The following is a 12,764-nucleotide window of genomic DNA, read 5'->3' as shown; positions in this document are numbered from 1 at the left end:
TCATGCCTCTCAAAGCGGTTCTATTCGACATGGACGGCACCTTGCTCGACACCGCGCCGGACTTCATCGCGATTTGTCAGGCAATGCGGGCCGAGCGCGGCTTGCCTGCGATCGACGACAAACTCATCCGTGACGAAATTTCCGGCGGGGCCAAGGCAATGGTCGCGGCAACGTTCGGCTTGTCTCCCGAGGCAGAAGCCTTCGAACCCCTGCGCCTGGAGTTTCTAGAGCGCTATCAGCGCGACTGCGCCGTACACAGCAAACTGTTCGACGGCATGGCCGAACTGCTGGCGGACATCGAAAAAGCTCACCTGCTCTGGGGCGTTGTCACCAACAAACCCGTACGTTTTGCTCAGCCGATCATGGAACAACTGGGCCTGGCCCAGCGCTCGGCCTTGCTGATTTGCCCGGACCACGTCACCCGCAGCAAGCCCGACCCGGAACCCCTGATTCTAGCCTGCCGCATGCTGAAACTCGACCCGGCCAGCGTGCTGTTCGTCGGCGACGATCTGCGCGATATCGAGTCCGGCCGCGACGCGGGCACCAAAACCGCTGCGGTCCGTTACGGCTATATCCACCCCCAGGACAATCCCGATCATTGGGGCGCAGACGTGGTGGTCGATCATCCACTGGACTTGCGCAAGGTGCTGGATAACGCGCTGTGCAGCTGCTGAGCACCGAGCGCGTCAATTTCCCACATTGATATTCACCGAGGCTTTCATGTTCGACTACTCCCCTCGTCCTGACCTGTTGACCGGTCGGATCATCCTGGTTACCGGCGCGGGCCGGGGCATTGGTGCTGCTGCCGCGAAAACCTACGCCGCCCACGGCGCAACCGTGCTGCTGCTAGGCAAGACCGAGGCGAATCTGACCCGGGTCTATGACGAGATCGAAGCGGCAGGCCATCCTCAGCCCGTCGTTATCCCGTTCAACCTGGAAACCGCGCTGCCTCATCAATACGATGAACTGGCCGCCATGATCGAAACCGAGTTCGGCCATCTGGACGGCTTGTTGCACAACGCATCGATCATTGGCCCACGCACGCCACTGGAGCAGCTGTCGGGCGAAAATTTCATGCGCGTCATGCAGATCAACGTCAATGCGATGTTTATGCTGACCAGCACGCTCCTGCCGCTGCTGAAGCTGTCCCAGGATGCGTCCGTGGTCTTCACCTCCAGCAGCGTCGGACGCAAGGGGCGTGCGTACTGGGGCGCTTATGGCGTGTCCAAGTTCGCCACAGAAGGCCTGATGCAAACGCTGGCCGATGAACTCGACACCGTGGTGCCGGTGCGCGCCAACAGCATCAACCCTGGCGCTACCCGCACCAGCATGCGCGCCCACGCCTACCCTGGCGAAAACCCGCTGGACAATCCGACACCGGATGAAATAATGCCGGCCTATCTTTATTTGATGGGCCCCGACAGCACCGGCGTCAATGGTCAGGCCTTCAACGCGCAATAAGTCCGACTTATTAAACACTGTGCCCTGCCGACGAGCGAAACAGCCGTCGGCAACGAACAGTCAAATAGTTGGCTCGAACTTCGCGTCATTTAAATGTCGCCAAACGACCCGACTTTCGGAGTTCGGTTCACTCGGTATCCGAACTTAAAGTTATATATATAAATGAACTAGATGGCACGAATTTCGCTCTAACCGAGCCAAGTCAGCAATATGTGCTGAGGAGTGAGACCATGATTTCTCCTACCCAGACCAATAAGACCAACGCTATTGATTTTGATGCTGCCAAATTGCAACGACTGGGTTTCGGCAACAGGCAAAGTCAACCCATCGCACCACCGCCTGTCGACTTGCCCCAGTTGGTTCATCAACTCGGCCTGCATTTACAGACCAGCCTGGAAGTCGAGCGCGTTCTCTCGATTTTTTTCCAGTGTGTACAACGCTGGATTACGCTCAGTGCGTTGACCTACGATCACCGGGACAGCGATCTGCACATCCAGCTTGGGGATCGCACGCGCCATAGCATCAACTACAGCCTCAGCAACGATGGCGAACACCTTGGCACCCTGATGTTCCAGCGCAACCAACGATTCAGTGACCAGGAAATCCAGGACCTTGAATCGCTGCTGGCCTGCCTGCTGTTTCCGATGCGCAATGCACTGCTTTATCGCGCTGCCACCCAGAGTGCCCTGCGCGACCCGTTGACTGGAGCCGGCAACCGGATTGCCATGGACCAGACCCTTTCAAGGGAAATAGAGGTTGCACGCCGTCATCAGCAGCCGTTGTCATTGCTGATGCTGGATATCGACCATTTCAAGCGAGTCAACGACACCTATGGCCATTCATCGGGCGACGAAGTGCTCAAGGCCATATCCCAGGCGATCAAGGGCCAGTTGCGCAATATCGACCGGGTTTTCCGGTACGGCGGGGAAGAGTTTCTGATCGTGCTGTCCAACACCGGCCGCGAGGCTGCCGGGATGATTGGCGAGCGCCTGCGTCGAGCGGCCCATGATCTGATCTATCCGATCCTGGACCATCCTCTGGAACTGACCGTCAGCCTTGGGTGTTCGACACTGCTGCCGGCGGAGTCCGCCGACAGCCTGTTGCGTCGTGCCGATGCCGCGCTTTATGTCGCCAAGCGCGAAGGCCGCAATCGCCTGGCAATGGCGAGTTAGCCCTCAGCTTTCAAGCTCGGCCTCCCGCACGCGCGGCGTCGCCACCGCTTTATCCAGTTGCATGCAGCGCTCCAGAAACAGGTACATATAGTCATAGCTTTTGGTGACTGCCTGCCGCAACTCAGCCTGCAACTGCACACTCGGGTTATTGCCCGCCAGGGTACAGATGATTTCAAGCGCTTCCCAAGGATGCGAATCGTCATATTGAGCGTGCATTTTCAACCACTTCATGGCGCGCTTTCGCGACTCATCCGGGAAGGATTCAGCGTACTCATCGCTGGAACACACCACCGCCGACCATTCTCCGGTCGCACCCTCGATGGCGTAATTAGTGGCTGCGATAGCCACAATCAGCGAATCGGACGTGCTGGTGTGCCAACACCAATGACTCAACGCATGCAGCTCCGGCGGCACACGCTGCGCTTTCAGATCATCGAGAGACACGCCGTGGGCTTCGCTCCAGTTGATCCAGTAATCGGCATGGTTGAGTTCCACCCGGATATTCCGCATCAGCCAGCGCCTGGCCATATCTTCGCCAGGGTGCCGGGCAAAGCGCGTCTTGGCGAGGTTGTTGGCCATGTAAACAGCGAACTGTTCAACCACCGGCCAACCGCCGATCAGGTACTGGCGCATGATCTTTGGACTGAGCCGTGCATCACGCATGTGCTGATAGAGCTCATGCTCCACGACCCGGGATTTGGCACCGCTGCAATCCTTGATTAACTGCTGTGCCCAAACTGGATAACTACTGGCTTCCATAAGCGGACCGGTTCTGCTGTAAGCTTCGATCACTGTGTGGCTCCTTTTTTCGTAGGTGTCAGTTAATGGTTCAGCGAAACAGGCCAGGTGTGCCGAGTAACAAAGGGGCAGTCCTCACAGGCCGGGGCCTCAGACTTTCACAGGTAAACAACATTGGACGCTCAATCAGAAACCCTTGAGCAAAATCCACACCTATTTCCCGCAGTGCTTCTTCGATTTCCGCCGTTTCTACAAATTCGGCAATAGTACGCTTGCCCATGACGTGACCAATGTGATTGATCACTTCGACCATAGCTCTATTAATGGGATTGTCGAGCATGTCCTTGACAAAACTTCCGTCAATTTTCAAAAAGTCCACAGGCAAGTGTTTCAAATAAGCAAATGACGACATACCCGCGCAAAAATCATCGAGGGAAAACTGGCAACCGAGCGCCTTTAATTCGTTGATGAATCGTATGGCACTTCCCAGGTTGGCAATTGCACTGGTTTCGGTAATTTCGAAACAAACCGACGAAGGGGCAATTCGATACGTTCTGAACTGCAGTTTCAGGTATTCAAGAAACGCGTCGTCGCCAATACTCGAACCTGACAGATTGATTGCACACACCGCCATCTGTCCCCTGTAGCTTTCATCGTCATCACACTGCGCGATGATTTTGAAAACATTCTGCACGACCCACCGATCCAGCGTAGGCATCAAGCCATAACGCTCCGCTGCCGGAATAAAGCTGTCCGGCAGGATCATGCGCCCGGACTCGTCGCGCAAGCGCAGCAATATCTCGATATGGCCCGCGTGCCCGCCGTCATAGCTGATGTCAGCAATTTCCTGGGCATACAGGCAGAAGCGATTTTCTTCCAGCGCCAGATGCAATCGCTGAATCCACGCCATTTCGCCGAAGCGCACTGAAACCTCTGAATCGTCCGCATGGTAAACCTGCACGCGGTTTCGCCCCTTTTCCTTGGCCATGTAACAGGCCATGTCAGCCGTGCGAAGCGATGCCTCAAGCGTGGTGGGAACATGGGAAATATGAACCAGCCCGATGCTGACCGTGGTGACGAACGGCCTGCCCTTCCAAACAAAGTGCAGGCTCTGAACCGTCTGGCGCAAAGCCTCGGCGATGTGTTCCGCCGTTTGTGGCGGGCAGTTTTCCAATAATATGCCGAACTCGTCGCCACCCAGGCGGGCCAGGGTGTCGTCTGCCCGCAACCCTTGCTGCAACAGGGTGCATATATGTCGCAACAGTTCGTCACCCGCCGCATGACCGCTGGTGTCGTTCACAAGCTTGAATTGATCCAGATCCAGATACATGACGGAGTGACGACTCGGCTGACGCACCAGACCACTCAATGCCTGGTCCAGACGATGCTCAAACTCCCGTCGATTGGCGAGCCCGGTCAGCGCATCGTGAGTGGCCTGCCAGGAAAGATTGGCAATGTACTGGTGCTCTTGCGTCATGTCGTGCAACACCAGCACGGCCCCGCTGATTTTGCCATCCGTCTGGATAGGTGAGCCCACCAGGGCAACCGATACGGTGCTGCCGTCCAGCCGTTGAATCGACTTTGAATGTTCACTGCCGCCACTCAACTTGCCGCTCAAGATCCGATCGATCAGGCTGTAGCTCTCCTTCTCATCATTTTCATCGAGCAGGTTGAACAAGGCCGCGAGGGGGAGCCCGTTGGCCTGTGCGCTTTTCCAGTGAGTCAGGCTTTCAGCGGCCGGGTTCATATAAACGATCGAACCTTCAACATCCGTCGTGATAACCCCTTCGCCAATGGATTCCAGGGTGATTTGCGCCCTTTCCTTCTCAACCTGCAGAGCGTCGGCAAAGGCGTGGCGCTGAGCAAGTATTTTGTGGGTTCGCAACAGGGCCAGAAGAATAAGCACCACGGCAGTTGCCAGATTGACGATCAGCAACAGCCGGAGGATATTTCTGGAACCCTCCCCGAGCGCTGCGGTGAATGCCCGGGTCGCAGGCGTCACGCTTTCGTTGATCAGATTGATCTGGACGCGCCACGCATGGGCATCGCTGTCCGTAGCCTCACCTGTAGCAATCCGCGAATGCATCTGCTGCGCAATCTGGTTCAGATGCAGCAGGTATGCATCGCCTTGGGCCCAGTGATCGATAGCCTTTTGCATGTAGCTGTAGTTGCGAAAATTCAGGTACAGCCAGATCACGCCGGAAACATCGTCAGGATGAATACCTGCCTGCAGGATACCCTCGCGAGCCAACGCCAGCGCCGGTTCGGCCTGGTCCAGCGCCAACCGCGCCATGTGACCACCCGTGGGTACGGCGATAGCTTGCTGGTACTTGATGTAATCACGTTCATTGCGGCTATCGGCATAAAGAGTGAGGTAGTAAATCGCGTCTTTCTGCCCCTTGGACCAGAGGCTTTCGCCAGCCACGTAACTGCGCACGGCAGATAACGTGTACAAGCTGAAGCATCCAAGCAACGCCTGGAATAACGCAACAGCAATAAATGGCCAGACAATGCCCAGCAGACGGGGCTTTTCGAGGATCCGCTTTTGCTTCATGGGTTCCCTTTCATAAGCGATGCTAGATGCTCAACAAGCTGCCGGATCTGTTTTTCCAGCCAAGCAAAAGCCTAGGCCATTTCGGTGAAAATGGTCGGGATTATTCTCGGAGATGTAACACGCCATCGTTTTACCGCAGCAATGGCTACGGCGCTATTAGCAGACGGATGCGAAAGAAAATAGTTCGTACTTTTTTGAAGCGAAGCCAGTTAAACAGCATTAACGTTTAGACGTGTTGCAAATGACCGTAGAGTTTTGCATAAAGCCCGCCGTCAGCAATCAACTGCGAATGATCGCCATCTTCGGCAATTCTCCCGCCGTCGAATACCAGCACCCTGTCGGCCTGCTTAACCGCCGAAAGACGGTGCGCAATGATGAGCGTCGTGCGCCCCTTGAGAAACCGGGCCAGCGCTTGATGCAAACTGTATTCCGTGGCTGTGTCCAGCGCCGAAGTGGCTTCGTCGAGGATCACCACTTTGGGGTCGGACAACACCATTCTGGCGATGGCCAGCCGCTGGCGCTGCCCCCCTGACAGGCGAACCCCGGAGCGCCCCACAATACTGTCCAGTCCTTCGGGAAAAGCCCGAATCGTCGGCGCCAGTTGAGCGATTTCCAGGGCCTGCCAACACGCTTCGTCGCTTCGCTCGCGCCCCATGCTCAGATTGGCACGCACGGTGTCATTGAACAGCGCAGGATGTTGCAGCACCACCGCAACGTTTTCCCGCACGGTCTCCAGGCCGATCTCTTGCTGGCTCGCCCCACCGAAACGGATCACCCCGGATTGCGCGGTGTACAACCCCAGCAACAGCTGAACCAGCGTGCTTTTACCGCCGCCGCTGGCACCCACGATGGCAACTTTTTCGCCGGGAGCGATGGTCAGGTTCAACTCATCCAGAATGTTTTCTTCGCCATAACTGAAGCTCAATCCGCGAATGTCGATCCCGACGGTCTCCTGCCCCTTGAATGGATCGGTGCCACCGGGATAGTGCGGTTCATCGGCACGGGCCAGCAGCTCATTGATCCGCGTCAGGGCACCGCCTGCTGCGTAGTAGGCGTATTGCAGATTCAACAATTGCTCCACCGGGCCGATCATGAACCACAGGTAGCTGAACACCGCGAGCATTTGCCCGATGGACAAGTCGGAGAACAGCACGGTGAGCATTGCCGCCGCACGAAAAATATCGATACCGAACTGAAATAACAGCCCGCTGGCGCGGCTCGACGCATCGCTCTTCCATTGTGAGGCGACGGCATAATCGCGCACCTGTTGGGCCCGCAGCCCAAGACGCCCGAGGAAGTAACCCTGACGGTTGCCCGCACGAACTTCCTGGATGGCGTCAAGGGTTTCGGTCAGGGCCTGGGTGAACCGCGAGGTGCTGTCGTTCTCCTGTTTCTTCAGGTGTTTGACCCGCTTGCCCAGCTTGACCGTGGCGTAGATCACCAGCGGGTTGAACAGCATGATCAACAGCGCAAGCTTCCAGTGCATCCAGAACAGGATTCCTGCGGTCCCGGCCAGTGTCAGCATGGCAACCAGAAACCGGCTGAGGGTGTCACCGATGAATTTGTCCACCGTATCCAGGTCGGTGACCAGATGCGTGGTGACGGTGCCGCTGCCGAGACTCTCGTACTCGCCCAGGGATATACGCTTGAGGCGCTCGATCAGCCGGATGCGTACCCGATAGACGATGTCCTTGGACAGTCGCGCGAACAGCCGGGCCTGAATAACGTTGAACACCAACGCGCCAATGCGCAGGAAAACCGTGGCCAGCAACATCAGGCCGATGTAACCGACGGAGGTTTGAAGGCTGGCAGGCAGGAACCGGTTCATGAACGTGAGCGCCGCATCGCCATGCCCGAGCAACACTTCGTCCACCAGCAACGGCAGCAATAGCGGAATCGGCACGCTGCACAGCGTTGCCAGCACCGCAACGCCGTTGGCAATCCACAAGGCTTTTTTATGCCGCACGGCCAGACGCCGGATTTCTGCCCAACTCAGCCGGTCAACGCGACCGGCCTGCTCGCACACGCCCTGTTCAGGTTCAAGCACTGGCGGCACGCTCCAGCCATCGACCCAGCAACGGCGAGAGTTGTTCCAGGGGTTGATAGCCGTTGGTCAGCAATGCCAGTTGACCATTGCGCTCGGCCAGCAAGGTCGGAAACCCAGCGATACCGAGGTCCTGTACCCACACGAAATCAGCCGCTGTGGCAGCGCGTTGTTCAACACTGTCGAACGCTTCGGCGAATTCAATGCGCGGCAGGCCCGCTTGCTCGGCCAACTCGGTCAGGACGGCAGGCCGCGTGACATCCCGACCCTCCAGGTAAAACGCTTGCTGGATAAGCTTGACCAGACGCCACGCGCTCTCTGGATCAAGGCTGCGGGCGGCGACCACGGCACGGCAGGCAGGCTCGGTGTCGTAGACAAAGCCACCGGGCAAGGCGTCCTGAAAACGGAACGACTGACCGGTGGTCTGCGCCACGGCCTCCCAGTGCTCCAGGATATAACGCCGGGTAGAAGGTTCCAGCGCCGAGCCGCTGCCGGTGCGCAGCCCACCCACAACCAACTGTAAGGTCATGCCGCCCGCTTGCGCCTGTTCCACCAGCGCTTGGGCCACTTCGGCAAAGCCCCAGCACCAGGAGCACATCGGGTCCATCACATAGAGCAGGCGAGCGGACATGAATCAGGCCTCGGTTGGCAGACGATAGTTACGACCGATAGGGTGCGGCTGATTGCGCGCCTTGGCCAGTTCGATCTGTTTCTGCCGATCTATCGCGCTGCGGCGGGTTTTTTCGCTCAGCGTATCCCAGCAGTACGGGCAACTGATGCCCGGCGTGTAGTGCTCACTGGCGCGGTCTTCAGCGCTGATGGGCGTGCGGCAGGCGTGACATTGGTCGTAGTCGCCTTCGGTAAGGTCATGGCGCACGGTGACGCGATTATCGAAAACAAAACACTCGCCACGCCACAGGCTTTCTTCCTGAGGCACTTCTTCAAGGTACTTGAGGATCCCGCCCTTGAGATGGAAGACTTCGCCGTAGCCCTCGCCCAACATATAGCTGGAAGCTTTTTCGCAGCGAATACCGCCGGTGCAGAACATCGCGACTTTCTTGTGCACGGCCGGGTCGAAGTGCTCCTTGATGTACTCCGGGAACTCACGAAAGCTTGTGGTCTTCGGGTCGATGGCGCCTTCGAAGGTACCGATGGAGACTTCGTAATCGTTGCGCGTGTCGATCACCAGCACTTCCGGATCGCTGATGATGGCGTTCCAGTCCTGCGGGTTGACATAAGTGCCCACGGCCTTGTTCGGGTCAACGCCTTCGACACCCAGTGTCACGATCTCTTTCTTGAGTTTGACCTTGGTGCGGTAGAACGGCTGTTCGTCGCAGTACGACTCTTTATGGTCGATGTCGTCCATGCGCGGGTCATTCTTGAGCCAGGCCATCAGCCCGTCGATGCCTTCACGTGTGCCGGAAACGGTGCCATTGATACCTTCTTCGGCGATCAGCAGCGTGCCTTTGATGCCGTTGTCGATCATGGCCTGCAACAACGGCTCGCGCAGGGCGACGTAGTCGCTGAGGGTGACGAACTTGTACAGCGCAGCCACGACGATCGGTTGGGTCATCGGCTTTTGAGTCATGTGTTTCTCCAGGTGGTGACCCTCGCAAAGGGCCTACCGGATCAAAAAACGGAATGAAAAACGCGCCGACTGAGCGGCGCGGTGTGGATTCTAGCAAAAGTCAGGGTTAATCCGATAACCCGTTGGAGCAAGGCTCGCCAGGCTCCAACCGTTATTCAGGAAACGGTCAATGACCACCCGCACAGGTCGGTGAGGCCGGTGCAGCACCCGTTTTTGCCCATTCCTGCGGGGTAAAGGTGTGCAACGCCAACGCGTGGAACTCCCCCATCAAACCACCCAGAATGCCGTAGACCTTCTGATGACGCTTGACGGCGTTAAGCCCTGCGAATTGCTCGCTGACGATAACGGCCTTGTAGTGCGTCTGCTCACCGCGACTGTGCATGTGGCTCTCGTCGAGCACTTGCAGGTGCAGCGGCTGAAACACAGCCAGCGCCGATTCGATTCGATTTTGCATGGTCATGACAGGTTTGGCCTGATCAGTCAGTTAAGGCTTTTTGGCCGGCGCCGGAGCTGCCTTGGCAGGTTCCAGTTCAGCCGTCATGTCAGCCAGCAGTTTGTTGACGACAGGCACTGCGCTTTCCAGTTTGCCCTGGGTCAACTGGGCCGATTGCTGAGTCATCTCCGGCATCTTGGTCAGCACTTTCTTGCCCAGTGGCGACTGGTAGAACGCGACCAGGTCCTTCAACTCGCTTTCGGTGAAGTTGGCGGTGTAAAGCTTGATCATGTCAGGCTTGAGCTTGTTCCAGCCAATGGCCTGATCCAGTGCCGCATTGGCTTTGGCCTGGTAGGTTTCAAGCAACGCTTTTTTTGATTCAGGGGCTTTGGTTTCGGCAAAGCGCTGAGCGAACATCTGTTGCACTTGCATGTAAACCGGCGTGCCTAGCTTGTCAGCATGAGCCAGCTTGAGGAACGTTTCGGCGCTGGCGTTATGGCTGGCGGTATCGGCAAGAACCTGACCGCTGGCACAAACCAGAACAACCGCTGTACAGATGGCACGAAGACGGGTCATCGAGTTTCCTTTCTATGTCTAGCAGGCGAGGCAGTACCTCAAGGCCGACCATTCTGCGCCTATGTCTGCTTTTGGCTCAACCCCTGACGCGCCGAGCGGTTAAAAACGCCAATTAGGGAACCCAACAGGCATCCCGACGCCTAAACTGCGCACTGATGCCGCACTGAACTTTAAGGAGTGATTCCCGTGAGCCGTACTGAAACCGACAGCCTTGGCCCGATCGAAGTCCCGGATGACGCTTACTGGGGCGCACAGACTCAACGTTCGCTGATCAATTTCGCCATTGGCGACGAACGTATGCCGTTGCCGGTGCTGCACGCTCTGGCCCTCATCAAAAAGGCTGCGGCCCGGGTCAACGACCGCAATGGTGATTTGCCTGCCGATATTGCCCGACTGATCGAGCAGTCCGCCAACGAAGTGCTGGCCGGGGAGCATGACAGCCAGTTCCCGCTGGTGGTCTGGCAGACCGGCAGCGGCACCCAGAGCAACATGAACGTCAATGAAGTGATTGCCGGCCGTGCCAACGAACTGGCCGGACAAGGGCGTGGCGGCAAGACGCCCGTGCACCCCAACGATCACGTGAACCGCTCGCAAAGCTCCAATGATTGCTTCCCGACTGCCATGCACATTGCCGCCGCACAGGCGGTGAAAGAGCATCTGTTGCCCGCCATTGCGGAGCTGTCCTCCGGCATTGCCGAGCAGTCGGCGCGCCACATGAAGCTGGTCAAGACCGGTCGCACCCACATGATGGACGCAACACCGATCACATTTGGCCAGGAGCTTTCGGCTTATGTGGCACAGCTCGATTACGCTGAAAAAGCCATTCGCGCCACCTTGCCCGCCGTGTGCGAGCTGGCCCAGGGCGGTACGGCGGTGGGCACCGGCCTGAATTCACCCCAGGGTTTCGCCGAAGCGGTGGCCGCAGAACTGGCCGCATTGTCTGGCTTGCCCTTCGTTACCGCCCCCAACAAATTTGCAGCACTGGCCGGCCATGAGCCACTCACTGCGCTGTCTGGCGCACTGAAAACCCTTGCCGTCACCCTGATGAAAATCGCCAATGACTTGCGCTTGCTGGGTTCAGGGCCTCGCGCCGGTCTGGCCGAAGTCAAACTGCCCGCCAACGAACCCGGCAGCTCGATCATGCCCGGCAAGGTCAATCCGACCCAGTGCGAGGCGCTGTCGATGCTGGCGTGCCAGGTCATGGGTAACGACGTGACCATCGGTTTTGCCGCCAGCCAGGGCCATTTGCAGTTGAATGTGTTCAAGCCGGTGATCATTCATAACCTGCTGCAGTCCATTCGCCTGTTGGGTGACGGTTGCAGCAACTTCAACGAACACTGCATCGCCGGCATGGAACCCGACGCCGAAAAAATGGCTGAACATCTGGAACGCGGGCTGATGCTGGTCACCGCACTCAACCCCCACATTGGCTATGACAAATCCGCCCAGATCGCGAAGAAAGCCTACAGCGAAGGGCTGACGCTGCGCGAAGCCGCACTGGCCCTGGGTTTTCTGACCGACGCCGAGTTCGACGCTTGGGTACGCCCGGAAAAAATGCTGGAGGCGGGCAGCAATGGTTGATCCGAAAAGCGGCGCGACCCCACTGGAAGGGGATGGCAAACGTATCCTGATGATTTTCGGTACGCCGAAATCCTCAAGCCTTGGGCATGCGCTGGGCGAAGCATATGCCTTGGGCGCGCGCAGCGAAGGCCATGTGGTGCGCATGCTCAAACTGGGAGAACTGGACTTCGATCCCGTGCTGCATAACGGATACGACCAGAGCCAGAACCTGGAGCATGACCTGCTCGAAGCCCAAAGGGAGATCCATTGGGCCGAGCATCTGGTGTTCGTCTACCCGGTCTGGTGGGGCGGTTTGCCCAGCGTGCTCAGTGGTTTTCTGGACCGGGTATTGATGCCCGGTTTCGCCTTCAAAACCCATGGCCGCAAACATATTTCCAATGAGTTGCTCAGGGGCCGCACGGCTGAACTGCTGGTGACCATGGACACCCCGCCGCGTTATTTTCGCTGGGTATACGGCGCACCGGCACATCGGCAAATGATGCGTACCGTGCTGGCATTCTGCGGCATCAAGACCAAACGCCTGACGGAGTTTGCCCCGGTGCGCACTTCCACCGAGGAACAACGCCAGCAATGGCTGCGCAACGCCGAAATGCTGGGACGCAAATAAGCCCGGCAGG

General features: G+C 57.8%; 12 protein-coding genes. 5 read left to right on the top strand and 7 right to left on the bottom strand.

The features are described 5' to 3' along the window. Nucleotides 1–2: 2 nt before the first annotated feature. The 3 genes from mupP to ACP7B0_RS08685 all read left to right on the top strand — a co-directional run bounded on the left by mupP (nucleotide 3) and on the right by ACP7B0_RS08685 (nucleotide 2,633). Nucleotides 3–674, top strand: a complete 672-nt coding sequence (gene mupP / locus ACP7B0_RS08695) for an N-acetylmuramic acid 6-phosphate phosphatase MupP (protein WP_426140794.1) — start codon at nucleotides 3–5, stop codon at nucleotides 672–674. A gap of 46 nt (nucleotides 675–720) precedes the next feature. Continuing rightward, on the top strand, nucleotides 721–1,461 hold the full coding sequence (locus tag ACP7B0_RS08690; protein ID WP_426140793.1) for a YciK family oxidoreductase: 741 nt from the start codon (nucleotides 721–723) through the stop codon (nucleotides 1,459–1,461). 230 nt (nucleotides 1,462–1,691) lie between these two features. After that, nucleotides 1,692–2,633 (top strand): GGDEF domain-containing protein, encoded by a 942-nt coding sequence (locus ACP7B0_RS08685; protein WP_426140791.1) that lies wholly within the window; start codon nucleotides 1,692–1,694, stop codon nucleotides 2,631–2,633. 3 nt (nucleotides 2,634–2,636) lie between these two features. On the opposite strand, the gene ACP7B0_RS08680 is transcribed toward ACP7B0_RS08685, so the two are convergent. The 7 genes from ACP7B0_RS08680 to ACP7B0_RS08650 all read right to left on the bottom strand — a co-directional run bounded on the left by ACP7B0_RS08680 (nucleotide 2,637) and on the right by ACP7B0_RS08650 (nucleotide 10,566). After that, nucleotides 2,637–3,392 carry a TenA family transcriptional regulator gene (locus tag ACP7B0_RS08680; protein ID WP_426140874.1) on the bottom strand — a complete coding sequence of 252 codons (756 nt, stop codon included), beginning with the start codon at nucleotides 3,390–3,392 and terminating at the stop codon, nucleotides 2,637–2,639. A gap of 70 nt (nucleotides 3,393–3,462) precedes the next feature. Next, nucleotides 3,463–5,925: an EAL domain-containing protein gene (locus ACP7B0_RS08675; RefSeq protein ID WP_426140790.1), complete on the bottom strand. Its 2,463-nt coding sequence runs from the start codon at nucleotides 5,923–5,925 to the stop codon at nucleotides 3,463–3,465. 226 nt (nucleotides 5,926–6,151) lie between these two features. Continuing rightward, nucleotides 6,152–7,951, bottom strand: a complete 1,800-nt coding sequence (locus ACP7B0_RS08670; protein ID WP_426140873.1) for an ABC transporter ATP-binding protein — start codon at nucleotides 7,949–7,951, stop codon at nucleotides 6,152–6,154. 13 nt (nucleotides 7,952–7,964) lie between these two features. After that, the gene (locus tag ACP7B0_RS08665) at nucleotides 7,965–8,567 is read right to left on the bottom strand and encodes a DsbA family protein (protein ID WP_426140872.1); all 603 of its coding nucleotides are present in this window, start codon (nucleotides 8,565–8,567) and stop codon (nucleotides 7,965–7,967) included. A gap of 36 nt (nucleotides 8,568–8,603) precedes the next feature. Next, nucleotides 8,604–9,557: a rhodanese-related sulfurtransferase gene (locus ACP7B0_RS08660; protein ID WP_426140789.1), complete on the bottom strand. Its 954-nt coding sequence runs from the start codon at nucleotides 9,555–9,557 to the stop codon at nucleotides 8,604–8,606. A 166-nt stretch (nucleotides 9,558–9,723) separates the two neighbouring features. Continuing rightward, complete coding sequence (locus ACP7B0_RS08655) at nucleotides 9,724–10,017, bottom strand: BolA family protein (protein ID WP_426140787.1); 294 nt, start codon at nucleotides 10,015–10,017, stop codon at nucleotides 9,724–9,726. Between the two features lie 24 nt (nucleotides 10,018–10,041). After that, nucleotides 10,042–10,566, bottom strand: a complete 525-nt coding sequence (locus tag ACP7B0_RS08650) for a DUF2059 domain-containing protein (protein WP_426140786.1) — start codon at nucleotides 10,564–10,566, stop codon at nucleotides 10,042–10,044. A gap of 186 nt (nucleotides 10,567–10,752) precedes the next feature. Between ACP7B0_RS08650 and ACP7B0_RS08645 the strand changes: the two genes are divergently transcribed. Continuing rightward, a complete protein-coding gene (locus tag ACP7B0_RS08645) occupies nucleotides 10,753–12,147 on the top strand; it encodes a class II fumarate hydratase (protein ID WP_426140785.1) in 1,395 nt (464 codons plus the stop codon). After that, nucleotides 12,140–12,754 (top strand): NAD(P)H-dependent oxidoreductase, encoded by a 615-nt coding sequence (locus ACP7B0_RS08640; protein WP_426140784.1) that lies wholly within the window; start codon nucleotides 12,140–12,142, stop codon nucleotides 12,752–12,754. The genes ACP7B0_RS08645 and ACP7B0_RS08640 overlap by 8 nt, the downstream gene beginning before the upstream one ends. The last annotated feature ends 10 nt before the right edge of the window (nucleotides 12,755–12,764 follow it).

The sequence above is a fragment of the Pseudomonas sp. DWP3-1-2 genome (genome assembly GCF_049896285.1).
Taxonomy (GTDB): Bacteria; Pseudomonadota; Gammaproteobacteria; order Pseudomonadales; family Pseudomonadaceae; genus Aquipseudomonas.
The sequence above is the reverse complement of the archived record's forward strand: the minus strand, read 5'-3'. Positions and strand labels throughout refer to the sequence as shown.

Coding starts and splice junctions, on each gene's coding strand:
- mupP (WP_426140794.1), top strand. CDS start 3: ATGCCTCTCAAAGCGGTTCTATTCGACATGGACGGCACCTTGCTCGAC.
- ACP7B0_RS08690 (WP_426140793.1), top strand. CDS start 721: ATGTTCGACTACTCCCCTCGTCCTGACCTGTTGACCGGTCGGATCATC.
- ACP7B0_RS08685 (WP_426140791.1), top strand. CDS start 1,692: ATGATTTCTCCTACCCAGACCAATAAGACCAACGCTATTGATTTTGAT.
- ACP7B0_RS08680 (WP_426140874.1), bottom strand. CDS start 3,392: ATGGAAGCCAGTAGTTATCCAGTTTGGGCACAGCAGTTAATCAAGGAT.
- ACP7B0_RS08675 (WP_426140790.1), bottom strand. CDS start 5,925: ATGAAGCAAAAGCGGATCCTCGAAAAGCCCCGTCTGCTGGGCATTGTC.
- ACP7B0_RS08665 (WP_426140872.1), bottom strand. CDS start 8,567: ATGTGCTCCTGGTGCTGGGGCTTTGCCGAAGTGGCCCAAGCGCTGGTG.
- ACP7B0_RS08660 (WP_426140789.1), bottom strand. CDS start 9,557: ATGACTCAAAAGCCGATGACCCAACCGATCGTCGTGGCTGCGCTGTAC.
- ACP7B0_RS08655 (WP_426140787.1), bottom strand. CDS start 10,017: ATGACCATGCAAAATCGAATCGAATCGGCGCTGGCTGTGTTTCAGCCG.
- ACP7B0_RS08650 (WP_426140786.1), bottom strand. CDS start 10,566: ATGACCCGTCTTCGTGCCATCTGTACAGCGGTTGTTCTGGTTTGTGCC.
- ACP7B0_RS08640 (WP_426140784.1), top strand. CDS start 12,140: ATGGTTGATCCGAAAAGCGGCGCGACCCCACTGGAAGGGGATGGCAAA.